We start from the raw sequence: 23,231 nt of genomic DNA, 5'->3' as shown, positions 1-23,231 counted from the left end.
GAATGCTTCGAGCCGATCTTCATGCAAGTCTGAAACCATTCCTGCGGGTCCATCGCGACCAGTCAAAAAGCCCTTCCTTTTCGTCCTAATCCGATCGCCAGTAAAGCCAATAGCCTGTGTTCAGCCAACCACCATTAAAGGTTATGACGATGAAAGCGCCACTGAAAGTTGCCTGTGTACAGGCTGCGCCCGTGTTTCTCGATCTGGACGCTACAGTAGACAAGACAATAATGCTGATCGAGCAGGCAGCGGCGGCTGGAGCCGGTCTGATCGCCTTCCCGGAAACATGGATTCCAGGCTACCCGTGGTTTTTGTGGCTCGATGCACCCGCCTGGAACATGCCGTTGGTACATCGCTACCACCAGCAGTCTCTGGTCCTGGACAGCGCTCAGGCCCGGCGTATCAGCGACGCGGCTCGCCAGTACGGTATCTATGTAGTGCTGGGTTATAGCGAGCGCAGCAAGGCGTCACTGTACATCGGTCAGTGGATCATTAATGACCAGGGAGAGACCGTTGGGGTGCGCCGTAAGCTCAAGGCAACTCACGTGGAGCGTACCTTGTTCGGCGAGGGCGACGGCGCGTCGCTGCGGACCTTTGAAACCCCCATAGGCGTACTGGGTGCCCTGTGCTGCTGGGAGCACCTGCAGCCGCTTTCCAAGTACGCCATGTATGCGCAGAACGAACAGATTCACGTGGCAGCCTGGCCCAGCTTCAGCCTGTACCGGAATGCCACAAGCGCTCTCGGGCCCGAAGTCAACACCGCCGCTTCACGGATTTATGCCGCAGAAGGGCAGTGCTTCGTCATTGCCCCTTGTGCAATCGTCTCGCCCGAGATGATCGAGATGCTTTGCGACAATGACGCCAAGCTTGGCCTGCTGCAGGCCGGTGGCGGACATGCGCGGATCTTTGGCCCGGACGGAAGCGATCTGGTGCCCGCGCTGGGCGAACATGAAGAAGGCTTGCTTTACGCAACACTTGATCCTGCCGCCTTGACCTTCGCCAAGGTCGCAGCGGACCCGGCTGGGCATTACTCACGTCCCGACGTCACACGCCTGATGTTCAACCCCAATGCCAACCCTTGCGTCGTGGATCTGCCGGGCTTGCCGGTCAGCGGCGAAGTTGTCGAGCTGTTTCAGCCAGCCGTCGCGCTGGAGGTGTGACCATGCAATCAGCGATTCCTGAGCATCTGCGCAAGCCACGCGAGCTGAACAGCAATGTGCCCGAGGGCTATCAACCGCCGTTCCCCGCATGGTCTGCGCGTTTCGATCCCTTGGCAGGGCAGGTAGTAATGGCCTGCTTCGGCGTTCAGGCCCTGCACCTGGCAGGCTTGGCGGAACTGGCCCCTATAACCAATTATTTCGCCGCCAGTTCAGGTCCGCAGTATTGGGACAGTGCACGCTGCGTGGATATGGATGGCTTCCATACCTGCATTGCCATCGCTTATTGGCGCGACGTGGACACGTTTCATCAGTGGCGCAATAGCTCGGGTTTCATGCAATGGTGGCAAGACCCGGCTCGTGAAACCGGACCACTTGGCTGGTTTCAAGAGGTTGTCTGTCCAACCGTCGAGCGTTTCGAAACACTTTTTTCTGCCCCTGACATGCCCGAAGGCGTTACGCACCTTGCCACTCACATGAGTGAGCCGATTCTGGAGCATGCTTACTGGGGCAGTTCCCGCGACCGCATTCCTCTGGGGCAGACCGACGCATTGATCGGCAGCAGACGTTCTTTCACTGCGAACGTTGTGCGTCCCGGTCGTGTGCGCCTTTTCGGTCGCGACAACCTGTGCCTGATTCGCTCTGGCCAGGACTGGAGCAGTACCACCGCGCAGGAACGCGACCTGTACGTAAACGATATACAACCCGTACTCAACACCGGAATGACGTTTCTGCGTGACCAGGGCGCCGCCGTTGGCTGCCTGAGCTGTCGCTTCATGCAGGCGCTGGACAACAAGACCGGCGAGCCTCTGGAAAAGAGTTTCGGACTGGCCTGGTTCGATGATCTGGCCAACCTGGAGCGCTGGGCGAAGACCCACCCGACCCATGTGGCGATCTTCGGCGGCTTCATGCAGTACGTGCAGACCCTCAACTTTCAGGTCCAGTTGCGCCTCTACCATGAGATCGCAGTCATTCCGAGTGAAGCCCAGTATTTCGAGTACCTCAACTGCCGTCCCGGAAGTGGTTTGCTCAGCCGCTGATACGCACTTGTCCTTGAGGAAACAGAACATGCAACGACTCCCTTTGAGTGCCCGCTCAGCGCTGGCAGGGTCTACCTGGCTATGTTGTTCGACAGTCACCTGTGCGCTGGAGATCACCGCAGGTGATTACGAGCCGCTACCGGTGGGCATGAGTGCGTTACTTGTATATGCACAACATGCCGAAAGCTCGGACTTCTACAGCCAAGGTCATAAAGTCTCGGATGACTTCAGGCTCAAGACCGATGTCGGCCTGTTGCGCTATATCCATTCGTTTACGCCAGGCAACAACACAGTGATAGAGCCGCAGTTCATTCTGCCCTACGGGCATCTGAAGGGCGGTGGTGATGCAAGCTCGCTCGGCCAGACCACCGGCACCGGCGACCTGATTATTGGCACACCGGTAAAGTGGACCCTGGACACCGCTAACAAGGATGTCTTTTCCTTGGCACCGTACGTGTATATGCCGACCGGGAGTTACGAAAATGACGACGCACTCAACCTCGGTGAAAACCGCTGGCGTCTCTTGTTACAAGCGGCTTATATCCACCACTTCAATGCCAACTGGGCAGTGGACACCGCCGCAGATGTCTCATGGTTCAGCCATAACGATGATTACGGCGCCGCCAGCAGTACGCTCAAGCAAAAAGCTCGCTACGAATATCAGGCCTATCTGCGCTACAACCTTTCGCCGAAAACCCATTTTGCTGTAGGTGGCGGCCACATCGATGGCGGAGAAAACCGCGTAGCGGGCCTCAATCAAAACGATCAATTGAACACCACGTACATACGCTTGAGTGCAACGCACATGCTTGCGCCGTCGATTCAGGTACAGGCAGTGCTCGGCAGGGATCTGGAAGTGGAAGAGGGCTTCAAGGAAAAGTTACGCTTGAACCTGCGCCTGGCAAAACTGTTTTAAAGCACAAACAAAAACCCCGGCTTTCGCCGGGGTTGGTGTTTTCATGTGCTCATCAGAAGTCCAGGTTGGACACTGCCAGCGCATTGCTCTCGATGAAGTCACGACGTGGCTCGACCGCATCACCCATGAGGGTGTTAAAGATCTGGTCAGCGCCGATGGCGTCTTCGATGGTGACTTTCAGCATGCGACGCACGCTCGGGTCCATTGTGGTTTCCCACAGCTGATCCGGGTTCATCTCACCAAGACCCTTGTAGCGCTGGATGGTGTGGCGCTTGGTGCTTTCGGCCATCAACCAGGCAAGGGCTTCCTTGAACTCGGTGACAGGCTTTTTGCGCTCGCCACGTTGTACGTAGGCACCGTCTTCCAGAAGCGTGCTGATCTGCGCGCCCAGAGCCGTAACGGTCTTGTAGTCGTTGCTGCCGAAGAAGTCGCGGTTGAAGGTCACATAGTTCGACAGGCCGTGGGAGATCAGTTCGACCTCTGGCAGCCAGACGTTACGCTCACGGTCTTCACGCAGGCTGGCCTTGTACACCAGACCCGACTTCTCACCGGTGCGCAAACGCGCATCGAACAGTGCCAGCCAGGCTTGCATGCCCTCATGGTCGGACAGCTGCTCCAGCGTGATCGGCGGCAGGTAGACGAAGTGCTCGGTCAGTTCCTGTGGGTACAGACGCGATAGACGCTTGAGCGTCTTCATGACCATGCGGAAGTCGTTGACCAGTTTTTCCAGTGCAGTACCGGAAATGCCCGGCGCCGATTCGCTGAGGTGCAAGCTGGCGTCTTCAAGGGCCGATTGGGTCATGTATTCTTCCATGGCCTCGTCGTCCTTGATGTACTGCTCTTGCTTACCTTTCTTGACCTTGTACAGCGGCGGCTGAGCGATGTAGATATAGCCACGCTCGATCAGCTCAGGCAACTGGCGGAAGAAGAATGTCAGCAGCAGGGTGCGGATGTGCGAACCGTCGACGTCAGCATCGGTCATGATGATGATGTTGTGATAGCGCAGCTTGTCGATGTTGTACTCTTCGCGGCCGATGCCACAGCCCAGCGCAGTGATCAAGGTGCCCACTTCCTGAGAAGAGATCATCTTGTCGAAGCGTGCTTTTTCAACGTTCAGGATCTTGCCCTTTAGAGGCAGGATGGCCTGGGTTCTACGGTTACGCCCCTGCTTGGCTGATCCGCCAGCAGAGTCCCCTTCCACCAGGTACAGTTCGGAGAGGGCAGGGTCTTTCTCCTGGCAATCAGCCAGTTTGCCCGGCAAACCAGCGATATCAAGAGCGCCCTTACGGCGAGTCATTTCACGAGCCTTGCGCGCAGCTTCACGGGCACGGGCTGCGTCGATCATCTTGCCTACGACGGCTTTGGCTTCGTTCGGATTTTCCAGCAGGAAGTCGGAGAAGTACTTACCCATCTCCTGTTCCACTGCTGTTTTGACTTCGGACGAAACCAGCTTGTCCTTGGTCTGCGAGCTGAACTTCGGATCAGGCACCTTGACCGAAATGATCGCAGTCAGGCCTTCACGCGCATCGTCACCGGTGGTCGCGACCTTATGCTTCTTGGCCAGACCTTCCTGCTCGATGTAGTTGTTCAGGTTACGCGTCAACGCAGAGCGGAAACCCACCAGGTGAGTGCCGCCATCACGCTGCGGAATGTTGTTGGTGAAGCACAGCAGGTTCTCGTTGAAGCTGTCGTTCCACTGCAGCGCAATCTCGACACCAATACCGTCGTCACGCTGAATATTGAAGTGGAACACCTGATTGACCGGGGTTTTGTTGGTGTTCAGGTATTCAACGAATGCGCGCAGACCGCCTTCATATTTGAACAGCTCTTCCTTACCGCTACGTTCATCCTTGAGGACGATGCCGACACCGGAGTTCAGGAAGGACAGCTCACGAATCCGCTTGGCCAGGATGTCCCAGCTGAAGTGGATATTCTTGAAGGTTTCAGCGGAAGGCTTGAAGTGGATCTGGGTGCCCGTGGTGTCACTTTCACCGACGATTTTCATCGGTTCCTGTGGAACACCGTGCACATAGGTCTGCTCCCAGATCTTGCCGCTGCGACGAACCGTCAGCAATAGAATTTCTGAAAGGGCGTTAACAACAGAGACACCTACACCATGCAAACCGCCGGATACTTTGTAGGAGTTGTCATCGAACTTACCGCCAGCGTGAAGCACGGTCATGATGACCTCGGCTGCCGATACGCCTTCTTCTTTATGCACATCTACCGGAATACCGCGGCCGTTGTCGCGCACGGTAATAGATTCGTCTGGATGGATGATGATGCTGATGTCGTCGCAATGGCCTGCCAATGCTTCGTCGATCGAGTTATCAACCACCTCGAACACCATGTGGTGCAGACCGCTGCCATCGTCTGTATCACCGATGTACATTCCGGGACGCTTGCGTACGGCATCGAGTCCTTTCAGCACCTTGATGCTGGACGAGTCGTACATTTGGTTTTCGCTCATGCAATCACTCCCGATGGTCGTGGGTCTGGGTGATACGGCCTTGTTCCACGTGGAACAAAGCGACTGGCGTTTCCGTCTGCCAGCCTTCCCTCAAAAATTCTTGATCTACGCAGGTGATAAACACCTGGCAGCGTAATTCTTCCAGCAAGCGGCAAAGTGCGCGTCGATGGTTGTCATCCAGTTCGGAGGGCAAATCATCCACCAGATAGATACACTGGCCGCGACGGACCTGACTGACCAGGTGTCCCTGAGCAATACGCAGTGCGCAGACCACCAGCTTTTGCTGACCGCGGGACAATATATCTGCCGCATTATGAGCGCCTAATCTAAGGCGCAGGTCAGCTCTTTGTGGTCCTGCCTGGGTGTGTCCCATCTGCTGATCACGATGCAGGGAGGAGGAGAGCACTGTACTCAGCTCTTTTTCCTTGTCCCAGCCTCGGTAGTAGCTCAGGGTCAAACCTTCAAGCTCGACAAGTTCGCTCAAAGTCTGTTCGAAGACTGGCTTCAATGCCTTGATGTAGGCGCGACGAAACTCATCGATCTCTTCACTCGCCGAGCACAACTCACGGTCCCATGCCGCCTGTGAAGCGGCGTCAAGTGTACCATGCCGAAGCCACGAGTTTCGCTGCTTGAGGGCCTTCTGCAGGCGCTGCCAAGTGGCCATAAACCGAGGTTCCACGTGGAACACTCCCCAATCCAGAAACTGCCTGCGTATCTTCGGCGCGCCTTCAAGCAACCTGAAGCTGTCAGGATTGATGAGCTGCAGCGGCAAAATCTCTGCCAGCTGGGCAGCGCTTCGCGCATTCTGCCCATCGATACGAATCTGAAACTCGCCTTGGCGGTCGCGTGAAACACCGAGATTGCTATGGCCACCCTGCGCAAGATCGACCTGCCCGAAGACAGTGCAGGATGGCTGTTCATACTGGATAACGGGAAGCAGGCGACTGCTGCGAAAAGAGCGAGCGATGCCCAGCAGATGAATGGCCTCCAGAACACTGGTTTTGCCACTGCCGTTTGCGCCGTAGAGAATATTGATACGCGGGGAGGGGGAGAGGGTCACCGGGTGCAGATTGCGCACCCCGGTGACCGAGACGCGACTAAGAGACATCTAGGTTGCGCTGGACATTGAATTACAGACGCATCGGCATGACAACGTAGGCGGAATCGTCGTTATCCGACTCTTGCACCAGGGCGCTGCTATTGGAATCGGACAGGATCAGGCGAACCTGTTCGGTCGTCATGACGCCCAGTACGTCGAGCAGATAGCTCACGTTGAAACCAATCTCCAGAGAATCACCGTTGTACTCAACGCTGATTTCCTCTTCTGCTTCTTCCTGCTCGGGGTTGTTGGCCTGAATTTTCAACTGACCATTGGCCAACTGCAGACGGATGCCACGGTACTTCTCATTGGACAGAATCGCGGTACGACTGAATGCCTCGCGCAATGCCTGGCGATCGCCCAGCACCAGCTTGTCACCGCCTTTAGGCAGAACGCGTTCATAGTCCGGGAATTTGCCATCGACCAGTTTTGAGGTGAAGGTGAATTCGCCGGTAGTAGCACGGATATGATGCTGACCCAGAACGATGCTGACCGTACCGTCTTGCTCGGTCAGCAGACGCGCCATTTCGAGAATACCTTTGCGCGGAACGATCACCTGATGGCGATCAGCGTGTTCGATATCGGCAGACATCGAGCACATCGCCAGACGGTGACCATCAGTGGCCACCGCACGCAAGATACCGGCACTCACTTCCAGCAGCATGCCGTTGAGGTAGTAGCGAACGTCCTGCTGAGCCATCGCAAAGCTGGTGCGCTCGATCAGACGGCGCAGTTTGCTCTGTACCAGATTGAACGTCAGCGAACCTGGACCTTCTTCAACCGTAGGGAAGTCATTGGCTGGCAATGTCGACAGGGTAAAACGGCTACGACCGGCCTTGACGATCAGTTTCGAGTCATCGAGTTTGATATCGATCAGCGCGTCATTGGACAGGCTCTTGCAGATATCCATGAGCTTGCGCGCGGGAACCGTGATTTCTCCGGGTTCGGCAGGCTCTTCCAGCTGGACGCGGCCAACCAGTTCGACTTCAAGATCAGTACCGGTCAGCGATAGCTGCTGACCTTCCACGACCAGAAGCACATTGGACAGAACCGGCAAGGTCTGGCGGCGTTCTACCACGCCGGCGACCAATTGCAGGGGTTTCAACAGGGCTTCGCGTTGAATGGTGAAATGCATGGTCTAGTCCCTTGCCTTAATAAGCTGCACTGGCGTTATCACGTAGTCAGAGTGCGCAGCAGGTTCTTGTAGTCCTCGCGGATATCCGCATCGGATTCCTTGAGCTCGTTGATCTTTCTGCAGGCGTGCAAGACTGTCGTATGGTCCCGGCCACCGAACACGTCGCCAATTTCCGGGAGACTGTGGTTGGTGAGTTCCTTGGAAAGCGCCATGGCCACTTGACGCGGTCGGGCAACAGAACGGGAACGACGCTTGGACAACAGATCAGAGATCTTGATCTTGTAATACTCGGCGACGGTGCGCTGAATGTTATCCACACTGACCAGCTTGTCCTGCAACGCGAGCAGGTCTTTCAGTGATTCGCGAATGAGCTCGATGGTGATGTCGCGGCCCATGAAGTGCGAGTGAGCGATGACGCGCTTGAGCGCACCCTCCAGCTCACGCACGTTGGAGCGAATTCGCTGGGCAATGAAGAACGCCGCATCATGAGGCAGATCGACCTTGGCCTGATCCGCTTTCTTCATGAGGATCGCTACCCGGGTTTCCAGCTCGGGTGGCTCGACAGCCACTGTCAGCCCCCAGCCGAAACGCGATTTGAGTCGTTCCTCCAGGCCTTCGATTTCCTTCGGATATCGATCGCTGGTCAGAATGACCTGCTGCCCACCTTCCAGAAGCGCATTGAACGTGTGGAAAAACTCTTCCTGTGAACGTTCCTTGCGAGCAAAAAACTGGATGTCATCGATCAACAACGCGTCGACTGAACGGTAGAAGCGCTTGAACTCATTGATTGCGTTGAGCTGCAAGGCCTTGACCATGTCTGCGACGAAACGCTCCGAATGCAGATAGACAACCTTTGCGTTCGGATTCTTCTTGAGCAGATGGTTACCCACAGCATGCATCAAGTGCGTTTTACCAAGACCTACGCCGCCGTAAAGAAACAGCGGGTTGTAGCCATGCTTGGGGTTGTCGGCGACTTGCCAGGCGGCAGCACGTGCCAGCTGGTTGGATTTACCCTCGACAAAGTTCTCGAACGTGAACGTGCGGTTCAGGTAACTGGTGTGCTTGAGCGCGCCTTCGACCTGTACGGTACGTTGCTCCGCACGCGCGGGGGCCTGCTGAGAGCTGGCACCGGCCATCGGGTCGAAGCTGTCACGTGAAGGCTCGTCATGTGCTGCAACGCTCTGAACCGGTGCAGACACGGCAACCGCAGCGGGTGGCGCTGCAGATGTCGCTGGAGCAGGAGCAGAAACGCTGCTGACCGAATTGGCAGACAACGCCTGGGACGCTGCAGCTGCCAGTGGCGCGTTGGGGGCGGCACGTGGTGCAGAGCTGCGCTTGCTTCCTATTAATAAGGAAAGAGCAGGGGCCATGCCGTGGCCATGCTCGCCCAGAAGCTCAAGCAAACGACCAAGGTATTTTTCGTTGACCCAATCGAGAACAAAACGATTGGGTGCATACACGCGCAACTCGTCGCCTTCGGCTTCGACCTGTAGCGGACGGATCCAAGTGTTGAATTGCTGGGCAGGCAGCTCATCGCGCAAAAGCTCCACGCACTGCTGCCAAAGTTCCACTGACACGGATATCCCCTGAGTTGAAAGCCGGTGAGGCAAAAACAGCCGCCATTGTAACGATCCGCAGAGGACTTATCCACATGTAGGTTGCTCACAGATAGCTATAAATCAACGATTTATGAAGTGCTCACGCGACAAGCGGTCAAATCCTGAGATCTGTGGATAACCACTCTTCAGCCCATTGCATAACTCGGGCGTGAACTCTGTGTATAACTCGCCTGTGGATAAAACGGCATTCCATGCACAGCTTTTCCGACAGTGCGGCACAGGCAAGGCACGGCTTCTGGACAACCTTTTGAAACGCTGTACATGTTGATTTTAAAGGCCTTCAGGATGTTATCCACAGAAAATGGCTGCGTAAGAGTTATAAGCTTTATAAAGAAGCTTTAAATACTCTCTTCTTTTTATTTCTATAACTGACAGGAGGCCGGGTGCATTGAAACGGCTACCCGACAGAAGAATGTCTATAAAAGGTGTATATGAAGAAAAGCTGGTTGGAAATTGACCTGCGGGCCTGCTTTCTCTAGAATCCCCGGTCTCTTAAAACGGGGGCCATTCCGGCCCGTAGTGGACGAACCAGGTAACACGCCATGAAACGTACTTTCCAACCCAGCACTATCAAGCGCGCCCGCACCCACGGTTTCCGTGCACGCATGGCCACCAAGAACGGCCGCGCAGTCCTTTCGCGTCGTCGTGCCAAAGGCCGTAAGCGTCTGGCAGTTTGATAAATCGGCACAGGAGGTGAGTCGAGACTTCAGTCGGGAGAAGCGTTTGCTGACCCCCCGGCATTTCAAGGCAGTCTTTGACTCCCCTACCGGCAAGGTTCCGGGGAAAAATCTCCTGCTCCTTGCGCGCAACAACGACCTTGATCATCCCCGGCTGGGGCTGGTGATAGGTAAAAAGAGCGTGAAGCTCTCCGTCGAGCGCAATCGTTTGAAACGCCTGATGCGCGAATCATTTCGCCAACACCAAGACAATTTGGTCGGTTGGGATATCGTTATCGTCGCGCGTAAAGGTTTGGGTGACGTAGAAAACCCTGAACTGATTCAGCATTTCGGCAAGCTCTGGAAACGTCTGGCGCGTAGCCGACCCATTCCGGAAGAAAAATCCGAAACTGCAGGGGTAGACAGTCCAGATGCGTAAACTGGCACTCGTTCCGATCCAGTTTTATCGCTATGCCATTAGCCCGCTGATGGCCAGTCACTGTCGTTTCTACCCCAGTTGCTCCTGCTACGCGTATGAAGCCATCGAGAATCATGGCCTTTTGCGCGGTGGCTGGCTGTCAATTCGTCGCCTGGGTCGCTGTCACCCGTGGAATCCCGGTGGTTATGACCCGGTTCCAGCTGTCCCCACCTCCCGTTCTTCTTCGATGGCCGAGTAATCATGGATATTAAACGCACGATCCTGATCGTCGCCCTGGCAATCGTGACCTACGTCGGGGTTCTGAAATGGAACCAAGACTATGGCCAGGCTGCCATGCCGACCCAGAATGTTGCAGCCAGCACCACCGCACCGGGTATTCCGGATACGGCCGCTGGTACTAATGGTTCTGCAAGTGCCGACGTTCCAAGCGCTACTGCCAACACTGCCGCAGCACCTCTTGAAACTCCGGCCGTAGCCAGCAAAGACCTTATCCACGTCAAGACCGATGTGCTCGATCTGGCGATCGATCCGGTGGGTGGCGACGTTGTTCAGCTTCGCCTGCCTCTGTATCCGCGTCGTCAGGATCGTCCTGATGTTCCGTTTCAGCTGTTCGACAATGGCGGCGAACGTACTTTTCTGGCGCAAAGCGGCCTGACTGGAACGAACGGTCCTGATGCACGCGCCGCCGGTCGTCCGGTTTATTCCTCCACGCAAAAGACTTATCAACTGGCTGACGGCCAGGACACGATGGTCGTGGAGCTGAAATTCTCGGAAAACGGCGTCAATTACATCAAGCGCTTCACTTTCAAGCGCGGCCTGTACGATCTGGTCATGACCTATGTTGTGGATAACCAGAGCGCGCAACCCTGGTCCGGTAATCTGTTCGCGCAACTGAAGCGTGACGCCAGCTCCGATCCTTCGTCGACCACTGCCACCGGTACAGCCACCTATCTGGGTGCAGCACTGTGGACTGCGGCCGAGCCGTACAAAAAAGTGTCGATGAAAGATATCGACAAGGGTCAGGTCAAGGAAACCGTTCAGGGCGGCTGGGTTGCATGGCTGCAACACTACTTCGTGACCGCGTGGATTCCTGATCACAACGCCACCAACGCCGTTCAGACCCGCAAAGACAGCCAAGGCAATTACATCATCGGTTTCACCAGCCCGACGCTGTCGGTTGCACCTGGTGCACAGGGCGAAACCAGCGCCACGCTGTACGCAGGTCCGAAAAGCCAGGCAGTACTCAAAGAGTTATCCCCAGGTCTGGAACTGACAGTCGACTACGGTTTCCTGTGGTTCATTGCCCAGCCTATCTTCTGGTTGCTGCAGCATATCCACGCCATTCTCGGTAACTGGGGCTGGTCGATCATCGTCCTGACCATGCTGATCAAAGGTCTGTTCTTCCCGCTGTCCGCAGCCAGCTACAAGTCGATGGCACGCATGCGCGCCGTGGCTCCGAAGCTTGCATTGCTGAAGGAGCAGCATGGCGACGACCGTCAGAAGATGTCCCAGGCCATGATGGAGCTGTACAAGAAAGAGAAGATCAACCCACTGGGTGGATGCTTGCCGATTCTTGTACAAATGCCGGTTTTCCTTTCACTGTACTGGGTACTCCTGGAAAGCGTGGAAATGCGTCAGGCACCGTGGATCCTGTGGATAACTGACCTGTCGATCAAGGACCCGTTCTTTATCCTGCCGATCATCATGGGCGCAACCATGTTCATCCAGCAGCGTCTGAACCCGACTCCGCCGGACCCGATGCAGGCCAAGGTCATGAAAATGATGCCGATCATTTTCACGTTCTTCTTCCTGTGGTTCCCTGCCGGTCTGGTTCTGTACTGGGTTGTGAACAACACCCTGTCGATTGCACAGCAGGCTTACATCACTCGCAAGATCGAAGCGGCTACCAAGAAAGCAGCTGCCTGATCTAACCTGTGAACAGGTTGTACAAGACGCCCCCTAGTGGGGCGTTTTGCTATCCGTCATTTGTCCTGGAGCCGGACCATGAACGTTCCTCGTGAAACCATCGTCGCCATCGCTACAGCCCAAGGGCGAGGCGGTGTCGGTATCGTCCGTGTATCAGGTCCTCTGGCCGGCAAGACGGCTGAAGCCATCATCGGCCGCACGCCGAAGCCACGATTCGCCCATTACGGGCCTTTTGTCGACGAAGCCGGACATGTACTCGATGAGGGGATCGCGCTGTATTTTCCCGGACCCAACTCGTTCACCGGCGAGGACGTGCTGGAACTTCAGGGCCACGGCGGCCCAATCGTTCTGGATATGCTGCTGCAGCGCTGCCTGCAACTGGGCAGCCGTCTCGCTCGTCCGGGAGAATTCAGCGAGCGTGCGTTTCTCAATGACAAGCTCGATCTTGCTCAGGCTGAAGCCATTGCGGATTTGATCGAGGCAAGTTCTGCACAGGCGGCGCGCAATGCACTGCGCTCATTGCAGGGCGCTTTCTCCCGGCGTGTGGATAACTTGACCGAGAAATTGATCAGCCTGCGCATCTATGTAGAGGCTGCAATCGACTTTCCCGAAGAGGAAATCGACTTCCTTGCCGATGGCCATGTCCTGAGCATGCTCGATGACGTGCGTATGGAGTTATCCACAGTTCTGCGTGAGGCAGGTCAGGGGGCTTTATTGCGCGATGGGATGACCGTCGTGATCGCCGGACGTCCGAATGCCGGTAAATCAAGCTTGTTGAACGCTCTGGCAGGTAGAGAGGCGGCAATCGTCACCGAGATTGCCGGCACCACCCGTGATGTATTGCGTGAACATATCCACATAGACGGAATGCCCTTGCATGTCGTCGATACCGCTGGGCTGCGGGATACTCAAGATCAGGTGGAAATGATCGGCGTGCAGCGCGCACTCAAGGCCATCGGTGAAGCAGACCGGATTCTGCTGGTGGTGGATGCGACCGCGCCGGAGGCAGCAGACCCGTTTGCATTGTGGCCCGAATTCCTCGAGCAGCGCCCGGACCCGTCGAAAGTCACGCTGATACGCAACAAGGCAGATCTGAGTGGAGACCCTGTCGATCTGCAAACCAGCGTTGATGGCCACGTCACCATCAGCCTGAGCGCCAGGTCGGGTGGCGAAGGGCTTGAACTGCTGCGCGAGCATCTCAAAGCCTGCATGGGCTATGAGCAAACATCGGAAAGCAGCTTCAGCGCACGTCGACGCCACCTTGAGGCGCTGCGCCATGCCAGTGACTCGCTGGAGCACGGCAGGGCTCAACTCACCCTGGCGGGCGCTGGAGAGCTGCTGGCCGAAGACCTGCGTCAGGCACAGCAAGCGCTTGGCGAAATTACCGGTGCATTCAGCTCCGATGATCTGCTTGGCAGAATCTTCTCCAGCTTCTGCATCGGCAAATAAACCTCCCGGCATGGCCCATCCTGGGTCATGCCTTCAAGCAGCACAAGACGCCCCTTTCTGCTGCAGCGTTATCCACATGCTCCGCCATTGTCCTCCTTTACTTTGCCTCAACACCTGAATCTGACGAGTAGAAATGCCCGAGAGAGGGATTTTCCGCGCCCGATTTTTGCTGAAGAGCCTTTTTTTGTGGATTAAGCCCTGTGAATAACCGCCCCTTAGCTCGGTGGGTAAGCAGGGTGCAAACCTGAAGATAAATCGCCCTGTGGACAAGTGGTTATCTTATCAACAGGCTCAGGACGGTTATCCAACCCCCTCATACCCACATGAACACAGACTTTTGAATCTCTGTACACACTGAAAATAAAGGCCTGTGGCGATCTATCCACAGAATGGTGGCTCAGTAAGAATAAACATAAAAACAAGGCTTTATAAACTTTCTTTCCTTTTTATTTTCTTTATTCGTGAGTTTTCCACAGCTGGTTAAATTTTGTCCAACGGGTTTCATTCAGGTGGGGTAAGTCCCTATACTTGTCAGCTATCCCAATTTCTCATCGACAACAGGCACGAGGTGCGTGGTGGATTTCCCTTCCCGTTTTGAAGTGATCGTCATCGGTGGCGGTCATGCCGGTACCGAGGCCGCACTGGCGTCGGCACGCATGGGTGTCAAAACCCTGTTGCTGACCCACAACGTGGAAACACTCGGCCAGATGAGTTGCAACCCTGCCATCGGTGGTATCGGTAAAAGCCACCTGGTCAAGGAAATCGACGCCTTGGGCGGTGCCATGGCCATGGCTACCGACAGGGGCGGCATCCAGTTTCGCGTGCTGAACAGCCGCAAGGGGCCGGCCGTACGTGCAACCCGTGCGCAAGCCGATCGCGTGCTGTACAAGGCAGCTATCCGCGAGACTCTCGAAAATCAGCCCAACCTGTGGATATTTCAACAGGCCTGCGATGACCTGATCGTCGAACAGGATCAGGTCCGCGGCGTGGTGACCCAGATGGGTATGCGCATATTTGCCGATTCCGTGGTGTTGACCACAGGTACGTTCCTTGGCGGACTTATCCACATTGGTATGCAGAACTATTCAGGTGGCCGCGCAGGTGATCCTCCCTCGATCGCACTTGCTCACCGGTTACGCGAACTGCCACTGCGCGTAGGCCGACTGAAAACCGGTACCCCGCCGCGCATTGACGGGCGTTCTGTCGATTTCTCGGTGATGACCGAGCAACCGGGCGACACGCCGATTCCGGTCATGTCGTTCCTGGGCTCCAAGGAACAACATCCGCCGCAGGTGAGCTGCTGGATTACCCACACCAACGCCCGTACTCACGAAATCATTGCCTCCAACCTTGATCGGTCGCCGATGTATTCAGGCGTGATCGAGGGCATTGGTCCGCGCTATTGCCCATCGATCGAAGACAAGATCCACCGGTTTGCCGACAAGGAAAGCCACCAGGTCTTCATCGAGCCTGAAGGACTGACTACCCACGAGCTGTACCCGAACGGGATTTCCACCTCGTTGCCATTCGATGTGCAACTGCAGATCGTCCGGTCGATTCGCGGTATGGAAAACGCACACATCGTTCGCCCTGGTTACGCCATCGAATACGACTATTTCGATCCGCGTGATTTGAAATACAGCCTGGAAACCAAAGTCATCGGCGGTCTGTTCTTTGCTGGTCAGATCAACGGTACAACCGGCTACGAAGAGGCCGGTGCCCAGGGTTTGCTGGCCGGGACCAACGCCGCACTGCGTGCACAAGGTCGAGACAGCTGGTGCCCGCGTCGCGATGAAGCGTACATCGGCGTTCTGGTCGATGACCTGATCACGCTCGGTACGCAAGAGCCTTACCGGATGTTCACGTCCAGGGCCGAATACCGTTTGATCCTGCGTGAAGACAACGCGGACCTGCGACTTACCGAAAAAGGCCGTGAACTGGGCTTGGTCGATGACGCCCGCTGGGCTGCGTTCTGTACCAAACGCGAAAGCATCGCGCTGGAAGAACAGCGCTTGAAAAGTACCTGGGTGCGTCCCGGTACCGAACAGGGCGATGCAATTGCCGCACACTTCGGCACGCCACTGACCCATGAATACAACCTGCTCAATCTGCTGACCCGCCCGGAAATCGACTATGCGAGCCTGATTGCCGTTACCGGTCAGGGCTGCACCGATCCACAGGTGGCCGAGCAGGTCGAGATCAAGACAAAATACGCCGGTTACATCGACCGTCAGCAAGATGAAATTGCCCGGCTTCGGGCCAGCGAAGACACGCGTTTGCCAGAAGATATCGATTACGCCGGCATTTCCGGTCTGTCCAAGGAAATCCAGAGCAAGCTGGGGATAACTCGTCCGGAAACACTCGGGCAGGCTTCGCGCATACCCGGCGTCACACCCGCAGCGATTTCCCTGTTGATGATTCATTTGAAAAAACGCGGCGCGGGCCGTCAGTTGGAGCAAAGCGCTTGAGTTCTATGGTCACCCCGCAACACGCCCAAGAGTTATCCACCGGTGCCCGGGAGTTGGGGATTGACCTCACCCCGCTCCAGCACGAGCAACTGCTGGCGTATCTGGCGCTGTTGATCAAGTGGAACAAGGCCTACAACCTGACCGCGGTGCGCAATCCGGACGAAATGGTATCGAGGCACCTGCTCGACAGTCTCAGCGTAGTGCCGTTCATCGACGGGACACGCTGGATCGACGTCGGCAGCGGCGGTGGGATGCCCGGCATTCCCATGGCCATCCTGTTTCCGCAGCGCAAAGTGGCGCTGCTGGACAGCAACGGCAAGAAGACCCGCTTTCAGACCCAGGTCAAACTGGAGCTGAAACTGGATAATCTTGAAGTTATCCACAGCCGTGCAGAAAGTTATCAGCCCGATGTGCCGTTCGACGGGATCATCTCCCGTGCATTCAGCAGCCTGGAAGACTTCACGGGCTGGACCCGCCACATGGGCGACGTGAATACACGCTGGCTGGCAATGAAAGGGCTGCATCCTGACGATGAGCTGGTAGCATTGCCCTCGGATTTTCACCTCGATAGCGCACACGCCTTGACCGTTCCGGGTTGCCAAGGCCAACGCCATCTGCTGATACTGCGCCGCACGGCATGACGGGGAACACAAGCAAGAATGGCTAAGGTATTCGCGATAGCGAACCAAAAAGGTGGGGTAGGCAAGACCACCACATGTATCAACCTCGCCGCGTCACTGGTCGCAACCAAGCGCCGTGTGCTGTTGATCGACCTTGATCCCCAGGGCAATGCGACCATGGGCAGCGGTGTCGATAAACACAATCTGGAAAACTCGGTCTACGACCTGTTGATCGGTGAATGCGATCTGGGTCAGGCCATGCAGTTTTCCGAGCACGGTGGTTACCAACTGCTTCCGGCCAACCGTGATTTGACGGCGGGCGAGGTGGTTCTGTTGGAAATGCAGATGAAAGAGAGTCGTCTGCGCAATGCGCTGGCACCTATCCGCGAGAATTACGATTACATTCTGATCGACTGCCCGCCCTCTTTGTCGATGCTGACCCTGAACGCACTGGTTGCGGCGGACGGTGTAATTATCCCCATGCAGTGTGAATACTTTGCGCTCGAAGGTCTTAGCGACCTTGTGGATAACATCAAGCGCATCGGTGAATTGCTCAATCCGCAGTTGAAGATCGAAGGTCTGCTGCGCACGATGTATGATCCGCGGCTGAGCCTGATCAATGATGTTTCCGCGCAGCTCAAGGAACACTTTGGCGAGCAGCTGTACGACACCGTGATCCCGAGAAACATTCGCCTGGCCGAAGCACCGAGTTTCGGCATGCCTGTGCTGGCGTATGACAAGTCATCTCGCGGTGCACTGGCCTACCTGGCCCTGGCAAGTGAACTGGTCCGTCGTCAACGTCGCGGCGCAAAAACCGCTCAGCCAACCTAAGGAATTCCCATGGCCGTCAAGAAACGAGGTCTCGGACGTGGGTTGGACGCACTTCTGAGCAGTCCAACCGTCAGTTCGCTGGAAGAGCAGGCCGTGAAGGCCCCGCCAAGTGAGTTGCAGCATGTGCCGCTGGACCTGATCCAGCGCGGCAAGTATCAGCCGCGCCGTGACATGGACCCGCAGGCGCTGGAAGAACTGGCCCAGTCGATCAAATCGCAAGGCGTGATGCAGCCGATCGTGGTGCGTCCGATCGGTGACAACCGGTTTGAAATCATCGCTGGCGAGCGTCGCTGGCGCGCGAGCCAGCAGGCCGGTGTCGAGACGATCCCGGCGATGGTTCGTGATGTGCCGGACGAAACCGCGATTGCGATGGCGCTAATCGAAAACATCCAGCGCGAAGACCTCAATCCCATCGAAGAAGCCATGGCGCTGCAGCGCTTGCAGCAGGAGTTTCAACTGACCCAGCAGCAGGTGGCGGATGCCGTCGGCAAGTCTCGGGTCAGTGTGGCCAACCTGTTGCGCCTGATTGCCTTGCCTGAGGCCATCAAGACCATGCTGTCGCATGGCGACCTGGAAATGGGTCACGCGCGCGCGTTGCTCGGTCTCAGTGAGGACCGGCAGGTCGAAGGTGCGCGACATGTTGTCGCACGCGGGCTTACCGTGCGCCAGACTGAGGCACTGGTCAGGCAATGGCTGAGCGGCAAGCCGGAGGCTGCCGAACCGGTCAGGACCGACCCCGATATCAGTCGCCTCGAGCAGCGTCTGGCCGAGCGTTTAGGCTCTGCGGTGCAGATTCGTCACGGGCAGAAGGGCAAAGGGCAATTGGTCATCCGTTACAACTCCCTTGACGAGCTTCAGGGAGTGCTTGCCCACATCCGCTGAAACAATTGCTCTGTAGCGTATAGTCGGAAATCACTACCCGACTGTTGAATAGGGGCTGAACCGCCCCTATACTCTGCGCGCATTTTGTCGGCACAAATTATGCCAAGTTATTGATTATGGCGACCGACATCAAAGGAGCAGTTGCGATGGAATCCCGCATGCCAGACCGCTTGCCGTTCTATCGCCTGGCGGTTTTTCCGCTATTGCTGGCTCAATTGATCGTGCTGCTCATGGCCGCACTGGTGCTGTGGCAGTGGCAAGGAGTCGTTGCAGGATATTCGGGACTCTGTGGAGGCCTGATAGCCTGGCTACCCAATTTATACTTTGCTCACAAGGCATTCCGGTTTTCCGGGGCCAGAGCAGCGCAAGCCATCGTGCGGTCGTTCTACGCCGGCGAGGCAGGCAAACTGATTTTCACGGCAGTGCTTTTTGCATTGACGTTTGCAGGTGTGAAGCCATTGGCGCCGCTGGCTGTATTCGGCGTGTTCATGTTGATCCAGGTGGTCAACTGGTTCGCTCCCCTGCTTACGAGAACAAGACTTTCGAGACCTTAGGGCGTTTGAGGCAACCATGGCAGAGCAAACAGCTTCGGGCTATATCCAGCACCACTTGCAGAACCTTACATTCGGGCACCTGCCCAATGGCGAATGGGGCTTTGCCCACACCGCAGCAGAAGCCAAGGAAATGGGTTTCTGGGCTTTCCACGTCGATACCCTCGGCTGGTCGGTTGCGTTGGGTCTGATTTTCGTTCTGATCTTCCGCATGGCGGCCAAGAAGGCAACTTCCGGTCAGCCCGGCGCGCTGCAGAACTTCGTTGAAGTTCTGGTCGACTTCGTCGACGGCAGTGTGAAAGACAGCTTCCACGGGCGCAGTGCGGTTATCGCACCACTGGCGCTGACCATCTTCGTCTGGGTTTTCCTGATGAACGCGGTCGACCTGGTGCCGGTGGACTGGATTCCACAGCTGGCCATGCTGATTTCGGGCGACGAGCACATTCCGTTCCGTGCCGTTCCGACCACTGACCCGAATGCCACATTGGGCATGGCCCTGTCCGTGTTCGCACTGATCATTTTCTACAGCATCAAGGTCAAGGGCATCGGCGGTTTCATCGGCGAACTGACCCTTCACCCGTTCGGCAGCAAGAACCTGTTCGTGCAGGCGCTGTTGATCCCGGTCAACTTCCTGCTGGAATTCGTGACGCTGATCGCCAAGCCTATTTCCCTGGCTCTGCGTCTGTTCGGCAACATGTATGCTGGCGAGCTGGTCTTCATTCTGATCGCCGTGATGTTCGGCAGCGGTCTGTTGTGGCTCAGCGGTCTGGGTGTAGTGCTGCAGTGGGCGTGGGCTGTGTTCCACATCCTGATCATCACCCTGCAAGCGTTCATCTTCATGATGCTGACCATCGTCTACCTGTCGATGGCTCACGAAGATAACCATTGAGATTCGTCTCAGGACGCGTCTGATGACCGCTTCGCCACTGGCGAGGCGGTGCCCGCAAGGGCTGATGTAGAAACGATTTTGTTTTACCGCTTCAATTAAAAAAACCTAACCAATACGACGTAAAAGTCGGGAGGAAAGATGGAAACTGTAGTTGGTCTAACCGCTATCGCTGTTGCACTGTTGATCGGCCTGGGCGCACTGGGTACTGCAATCGGTTTCGGCCTGTTGGGCGGCAAATTCCTGGAAGGCGCTGCGCGTCAGCCGGAAATGGTTCCAATGCTGCAAGTTAAAATGTTCATCGTTGCGGGCCTGCTCGACGCCGTGACCATGATCGGTGTTGGTATCGCTCTGTTCTTCACCTTTGCGAACCCCTTCGTTGGTCAACTCGCTGGCTGATCACTCGAATTTTCGAGTTGATTGGTGTGATGGACAACGAACGAGCGAGGTGTTGGCGTGAACATTAATGCAACCCTGATTGGCCAGTCCGTTGCGTTCTTCATTTTTGTGCTGTTCTGCATGAAGTTCGTGTGGCCTCCGGTCATCGCGGCTTTGCACGAACGTCAGAAGAAGATCGCGGATGGACTGGACGCTGCTTCCCGAGCAGCTCGCGACCTGGAGCTGGCCCAAGAAAAAGCGGGTCAACAACTGCGCGAAGCTAAAGCTCAAGCAGCCGAGATCATTGAGCAAGCCAAGAAACGCGGTACTCAGATTGTCGACGAAGCCCGTGAAACGGCCCGCGTTGAAGCTGACCGTGTGAAGGCTCAGGCTCAGGCCGAGATCGAGCAGGAACTGAACGGTGTCAAAGACGCCTTGCGCGCCCAGTTGGGTAGCCTGGCAGTCAATGGTGCAGAGAAGATCCTGGGTGCCACAATCGATCAAAACGCGCACGCGGAGCTGGTTAACAAACTGGCTGCTGAAATTTAAGCGAGGGCGATCATGGCAGAACTGACCACGTTGGCCCGACCTTACGCAAAGGCGGCCTTCGAGCACGCGCAGGCCCACCAGCAGCTGGCCAATTGGTCAGCCATGCTCGGCCTGGCTGCTGCGGTGTCGCAAGACGACACCATGCAGCGCATGCTCAAGGCCCCGCGACTGACGAGCGCACAAAAGGCCACCACTTTTATTGAAGTGTGTGGCGAAAAGTTCGATGCCAAGGCACAGAATTTCATCCACGTCGTTGCTGAAAACGACCGCCTCCCGCTTCTGCCGGAGATCGCCGAACTGTTCGACCTGTACAAGGCCGAGCAGGAAAAATCGGTCGATGTGGATGTCACCAGTGCTTTCGCATTGAACCAAGAACAGCAAGACAAACTCGCCAAGGTTCTCAGTGCACGGCTCGGCCGGGAAGTGCGCCTGCATGCTGCGGAGGATGCCTCTCTGATAGGGGGTGTCGTAATCCGCGCCGGCGACCTGGTTATCGATGGCTCAGTTCGTGGCAAGATCGCGAAACTAGCCGAAGCATTGAAATCTTGAGTTTGAAGGGGCAGCAGAGCAATGCAGCAACTCAATCCTTCCGAAATAAGTGAAATCATCAAGGGTCGCATCGACAAGCTCGATGTAACCTCCCAAGCCCGTAACGAAGGCACAGTCGTCAGCGTGTCTGACGGTATCGTGCGGATTCACGGTCTGGCCGACGTAATGTACGGCGAGATGATCGAGTTTCCGGGCGGCGTCTACGGTATGGCGCTGAACCTTGAGCAAGACTCTGTGGGTGCCGTTGTACTGGGTGCCTATACGACTCTGGCTGAAGGCATGAGCGCCAAGTGCACTGGCCGCATCCTCGAGGTTCCGGTAGGTAAGGAACTGCTGGGTCGCGTTGTCGATGCACTGGGTAACCCAGTTGACGGCAAAGGTCCGCTGAACAACACCGAGACCGATGCGGTCGAGAAAGTTGCTCCAGGCGTGATCTGGCGTAAGTCGGTAGACCAGCCTGTACAGACTGGCTACAAGGCTGTCGATGCCATGATTCCTGTCGGCCGTGGCCAGCGTGAGCTGATCATCGGTGACCGTCAGATCGGTAAAACCGCTCTGGCCATCGACGCAATCATCAACCAGAAGAACAGCGGCATCTTCTGCGTATACGTAGCGATCGGTCAGAAGCAATCGACCATTGCCAACGTCGTTCGCAAGCTCGAAGAAAACGGCGCACTGGCTAACACCATCGTCGTGGCTGCAAGTGCTTCCGAATCCGCTGCGCTGCAATTCCTTGCACCGTACTCGGGTTGCACCATGGGTGAATTCTTCCGCGACCGCGGTGAAGATGCGCTGATCGTATATGACGATCTGTCCAAGCAAGCAGTGGCCTACCGCCAGATCTCCCTGCTGCTGCGCCGTCCACCAGGCCGTGAAGCTTACCCAGGCGATGTGTTCTATCTCCACTCCCGTCTGCTGGAGCGCGCATCGCGTGTTTCCGAAGAGTACGTAGAGAAGTTCACCAACGGCGCAGTGACCGGCAAAACCGGTTCCCTGACCGCATTGCCGATCATCGAAACCCAGGCTGGCGACGTTTCCGCGTTCGTTCCGACCAACGTGATTTCCATCACCGACGGTCAGATCTTCCTGGAATCGGCCATGTTCAACTCCGGCATCCGTCCGGCTGTGAACGCCGGTGTTTCGGTATCCCGTGTGGGTGGTGCCGCTCAGACCAAGATCATCAAGAAGCTGTCCGGTGGTATCCGTACCGCTCTGGCTCAGTACCGTGAACTGGCAGCATTTGCTCAGTTCGCTTCTGACCTGGACGAGGCGACCCGCAAGCAACTTGAGCATGGTCAGCGCGTTACCGAGCTGATGAAGCAGAAGCAATACGCACCAATGTCGATCGCTGACATGGCGCTGTCGCTGTATGCCGCTGAGCGTGGGTTCCTGACTGACGTCGAAATCGCCAAGATTGGCAGCTTTGAACAAGCGCTGATTGCTTACTTCAACCGCGATCACGCCGATTTGATGGCGAAGATCAACGTGAAGGGTGACTTCAATGACGAAATCGATTCTGGCATGAAAGCCGGCATCGAGAAGTTCAAGGCCACCCAAACCTGGTAAGCCGCAGCGGGGGCCGCAAGGCTCCCGCTTGCTAACCTGATAGGT

General features: G+C 56.4%; 22 protein-coding genes. 18 read left to right on the top strand and 4 right to left on the bottom strand.

The features are described 5' to 3' along the window. Positions 1 to 149: 149 nt before the first annotated feature. From ALO80_RS21665 to ALO80_RS21655, 3 genes are read left to right on the top strand one after another with little or no spacing between them, the layout of a single operon-like run. A complete protein-coding gene (locus ALO80_RS21665; RefSeq protein WP_055010463.1) occupies positions 150 to 1,160 on the top strand; it encodes a nitrilase in 1,011 nt (336 codons plus the stop codon). A gap of 2 nt (positions 1,161 to 1,162) precedes the next feature. Beyond that, positions 1,163 to 2,197 carry a phenylacetaldoxime dehydratase family protein gene (locus ALO80_RS21660; RefSeq protein WP_055010462.1) on the top strand — a complete coding sequence of 345 codons (1,035 nt, stop codon included), beginning with the start codon at positions 1,163 to 1,165 and terminating at the stop codon, positions 2,195 to 2,197. 28 nt (positions 2,198 to 2,225) lie between these two features. Then, entirely contained in the window at positions 2,226 to 3,113 is an 888-nt protein-coding gene (locus tag ALO80_RS21655) for a transporter (RefSeq protein ID WP_055010461.1), read from the top strand. A gap of 52 nt (positions 3,114 to 3,165) precedes the next feature. On the opposite strand, the gene gyrB is transcribed toward ALO80_RS21655, so the two are convergent. From gyrB to dnaA, 4 genes are read right to left on the bottom strand one after another with little or no spacing between them, the layout of a single operon-like run. Continuing rightward, entirely contained in the window at positions 3,166 to 5,583 is a 2,418-nt protein-coding gene (gene gyrB / locus ALO80_RS21650; RefSeq protein ID WP_055010460.1) for a DNA topoisomerase (ATP-hydrolyzing) subunit B, read from the bottom strand. Positions 5,584 to 5,587: 4 nt separating this feature from the next. Further along, positions 5,588 to 6,691 (bottom strand): DNA replication/repair protein RecF, encoded by a 1,104-nt coding sequence (gene recF, locus ALO80_RS21645; RefSeq protein ID WP_055010459.1) that lies wholly within the window; start codon positions 6,689 to 6,691, stop codon positions 5,588 to 5,590. Between the two features lie 22 nt (positions 6,692 to 6,713). Next, positions 6,714 to 7,817, bottom strand: coding sequence for a DNA polymerase III subunit beta (gene dnaN, locus ALO80_RS21640; protein ID WP_054985591.1), 1,104 nt, complete (start codon positions 7,815 to 7,817; stop codon positions 6,714 to 6,716). Positions 7,818 to 7,855: 38 nt separating this feature from the next. Then, on the bottom strand, positions 7,856 to 9,394 hold the full coding sequence (gene dnaA / locus ALO80_RS21635) for a chromosomal replication initiator protein DnaA (protein WP_055010458.1): 1,539 nt from the start codon (positions 9,392 to 9,394) through the stop codon (positions 7,856 to 7,858). Between the two features lie 584 nt (positions 9,395 to 9,978). Here dnaA and rpmH point away from each other — a divergent pair. From rpmH to atpA, 15 genes are all read left to right on the top strand, one after another. Then, the gene (gene rpmH / locus ALO80_RS21630) at positions 9,979 to 10,113 is read left to right on the top strand and encodes a 50S ribosomal protein L34 (protein ID WP_002551315.1); all 135 of its coding nucleotides are present in this window, start codon (positions 9,979 to 9,981) and stop codon (positions 10,111 to 10,113) included. Positions 10,114 to 10,129: 16 nt separating this feature from the next. Then, the gene (gene rnpA, locus ALO80_RS21625) at positions 10,130 to 10,531 is read left to right on the top strand and encodes a ribonuclease P protein component (RefSeq protein ID WP_055010457.1); all 402 of its coding nucleotides are present in this window, start codon (positions 10,130 to 10,132) and stop codon (positions 10,529 to 10,531) included. Next, on the top strand, positions 10,524 to 10,769 hold the full coding sequence (gene yidD / locus ALO80_RS21620) for a membrane protein insertion efficiency factor YidD (RefSeq protein ID WP_002551313.1): 246 nt from the start codon (positions 10,524 to 10,526) through the stop codon (positions 10,767 to 10,769). Before rnpA ends, yidD begins: the two co-directional genes overlap by 8 nt. Before the next feature lie 2 nt (positions 10,770 to 10,771). Next, positions 10,772 to 12,457, top strand: coding sequence for a membrane protein insertase YidC (gene yidC, locus ALO80_RS21615; RefSeq protein WP_054985594.1), 1,686 nt, complete (start codon positions 10,772 to 10,774; stop codon positions 12,455 to 12,457). Positions 12,458 to 12,535: 78 nt separating this feature from the next. Further along, positions 12,536 to 13,906, top strand: coding sequence for a tRNA uridine-5-carboxymethylaminomethyl(34) synthesis GTPase MnmE (mnmE, locus tag ALO80_RS21610; RefSeq protein WP_055010456.1), 1,371 nt, complete (start codon positions 12,536 to 12,538; stop codon positions 13,904 to 13,906). 575 nt (positions 13,907 to 14,481) lie between these two features. After that, positions 14,482 to 16,374 carry a tRNA uridine-5-carboxymethylaminomethyl(34) synthesis enzyme MnmG gene (mnmG, locus tag ALO80_RS21605; protein WP_055010472.1) on the top strand — a complete coding sequence of 631 codons (1,893 nt, stop codon included), beginning with the start codon at positions 14,482 to 14,484 and terminating at the stop codon, positions 16,372 to 16,374. After that, positions 16,371 to 17,015: a 16S rRNA (guanine(527)-N(7))-methyltransferase RsmG gene (rsmG, locus tag ALO80_RS21600; protein WP_055010455.1), complete on the top strand. Its 645-nt coding sequence runs from the start codon at positions 16,371 to 16,373 to the stop codon at positions 17,013 to 17,015. Before mnmG ends, rsmG begins: the two co-directional genes overlap by 4 nt. A gap of 18 nt (positions 17,016 to 17,033) precedes the next feature. Further along, a complete protein-coding gene (locus ALO80_RS21595) occupies positions 17,034 to 17,825 on the top strand; it encodes a ParA family protein (protein WP_054985597.1) in 792 nt (263 codons plus the stop codon). A 9-nt stretch (positions 17,826 to 17,834) separates the two neighbouring features. Continuing rightward, complete coding sequence (locus tag ALO80_RS21590; protein ID WP_054985598.1) at positions 17,835 to 18,707, top strand: ParB/RepB/Spo0J family partition protein; 873 nt, start codon at positions 17,835 to 17,837, stop codon at positions 18,705 to 18,707. Between the two features lie 146 nt (positions 18,708 to 18,853). Continuing rightward, positions 18,854 to 19,261, top strand: a complete 408-nt coding sequence (locus ALO80_RS21585) for a F0F1 ATP synthase subunit I (RefSeq protein WP_002555989.1) — start codon at positions 18,854 to 18,856, stop codon at positions 19,259 to 19,261. A 16-nt stretch (positions 19,262 to 19,277) separates the two neighbouring features. Next, positions 19,278 to 20,147: a F0F1 ATP synthase subunit A gene (gene atpB, locus ALO80_RS21580; protein ID WP_002555988.1), complete on the top strand. Its 870-nt coding sequence runs from the start codon at positions 19,278 to 19,280 to the stop codon at positions 20,145 to 20,147. A 138-nt stretch (positions 20,148 to 20,285) separates the two neighbouring features. Continuing rightward, positions 20,286 to 20,543, top strand: a complete 258-nt coding sequence (gene atpE, locus ALO80_RS21575) for a F0F1 ATP synthase subunit C (protein WP_002555987.1) — start codon at positions 20,286 to 20,288, stop codon at positions 20,541 to 20,543. 57 nt (positions 20,544 to 20,600) lie between these two features. Further along, positions 20,601 to 21,071 carry a F0F1 ATP synthase subunit B gene (locus tag ALO80_RS21570; RefSeq protein ID WP_003401414.1) on the top strand — a complete coding sequence of 157 codons (471 nt, stop codon included), beginning with the start codon at positions 20,601 to 20,603 and terminating at the stop codon, positions 21,069 to 21,071. Positions 21,072 to 21,083: 12 nt separating this feature from the next. Beyond that, entirely contained in the window at positions 21,084 to 21,620 is a 537-nt protein-coding gene (locus tag ALO80_RS21565) for a F0F1 ATP synthase subunit delta (protein WP_003315956.1), read from the top strand. A 21-nt stretch (positions 21,621 to 21,641) separates the two neighbouring features. Further along, positions 21,642 to 23,186, top strand: coding sequence for a F0F1 ATP synthase subunit alpha (gene atpA, locus ALO80_RS21560; RefSeq protein ID WP_002555984.1), 1,545 nt, complete (start codon positions 21,642 to 21,644; stop codon positions 23,184 to 23,186). The last annotated feature ends 45 nt before the right edge of the window (positions 23,187 to 23,231 follow it).

Origin of the sequence: Pseudomonas caricapapayae, assembly GCF_001400735.1 — a bacterium.
Lineage (GTDB): Bacteria > Pseudomonadota > Gammaproteobacteria > Pseudomonadales > Pseudomonadaceae > Aquipseudomonas > Aquipseudomonas caricapapayae.
This window is presented reverse-complemented; position numbering and strand designations above follow the sequence as displayed.

Excerpts from the sequence above, each read along its gene's own strand:
- ALO80_RS21665 (WP_055010463.1), top strand. The coding sequence starts at position 150 with ATGAAAGCGCCACTGAAAGTTGCCTGTGTACAGGCTGCGCCCGTGTTT.
- atpB (WP_002555988.1), top strand. The coding sequence starts at position 19,278 with ATGGCAGAGCAAACAGCTTCGGGCTATATCCAGCACCACTTGCAGAAC.
- atpE (WP_002555987.1), top strand. The coding sequence starts at position 20,286 with ATGGAAACTGTAGTTGGTCTAACCGCTATCGCTGTTGCACTGTTGATC.
- ALO80_RS21565 (WP_003315956.1), top strand. The coding sequence starts at position 21,084 with ATGGCAGAACTGACCACGTTGGCCCGACCTTACGCAAAGGCGGCCTTC.
- ALO80_RS21590 (WP_054985598.1), top strand. The coding sequence starts at position 17,835 with ATGGCCGTCAAGAAACGAGGTCTCGGACGTGGGTTGGACGCACTTCTG.
- yidD (WP_002551313.1), top strand. The coding sequence starts at position 10,524 with ATGCGTAAACTGGCACTCGTTCCGATCCAGTTTTATCGCTATGCCATT.
- yidC (WP_054985594.1), top strand. The coding sequence starts at position 10,772 with ATGGATATTAAACGCACGATCCTGATCGTCGCCCTGGCAATCGTGACC.
- gyrB (WP_055010460.1), bottom strand. The coding sequence starts at position 5,583 with ATGAGCGAAAACCAAATGTACGACTCGTCCAGCATCAAGGTGCTGAAA.
- mnmE (WP_055010456.1), top strand. The coding sequence starts at position 12,536 with ATGAACGTTCCTCGTGAAACCATCGTCGCCATCGCTACAGCCCAAGGG.
- dnaN (WP_054985591.1), bottom strand. The coding sequence starts at position 7,817 with ATGCATTTCACCATTCAACGCGAAGCCCTGTTGAAACCCCTGCAATTG.
- atpA (WP_002555984.1), top strand. The coding sequence starts at position 21,642 with ATGCAGCAACTCAATCCTTCCGAAATAAGTGAAATCATCAAGGGTCGC.
- recF (WP_055010459.1), bottom strand. The coding sequence starts at position 6,691 with ATGTCTCTTAGTCGCGTCTCGGTCACCGGGGTGCGCAATCTGCACCCG.
- rpmH (WP_002551315.1), top strand. The coding sequence starts at position 9,979 with ATGAAACGTACTTTCCAACCCAGCACTATCAAGCGCGCCCGCACCCAC.
- ALO80_RS21595 (WP_054985597.1), top strand. The coding sequence starts at position 17,034 with ATGGCTAAGGTATTCGCGATAGCGAACCAAAAAGGTGGGGTAGGCAAG.
- ALO80_RS21655 (WP_055010461.1), top strand. The coding sequence starts at position 2,226 with ATGCAACGACTCCCTTTGAGTGCCCGCTCAGCGCTGGCAGGGTCTACC.
- ALO80_RS21660 (WP_055010462.1), top strand. The coding sequence starts at position 1,163 with ATGCAATCAGCGATTCCTGAGCATCTGCGCAAGCCACGCGAGCTGAAC.
- ALO80_RS21585 (WP_002555989.1), top strand. The coding sequence starts at position 18,854 with ATGGAATCCCGCATGCCAGACCGCTTGCCGTTCTATCGCCTGGCGGTT.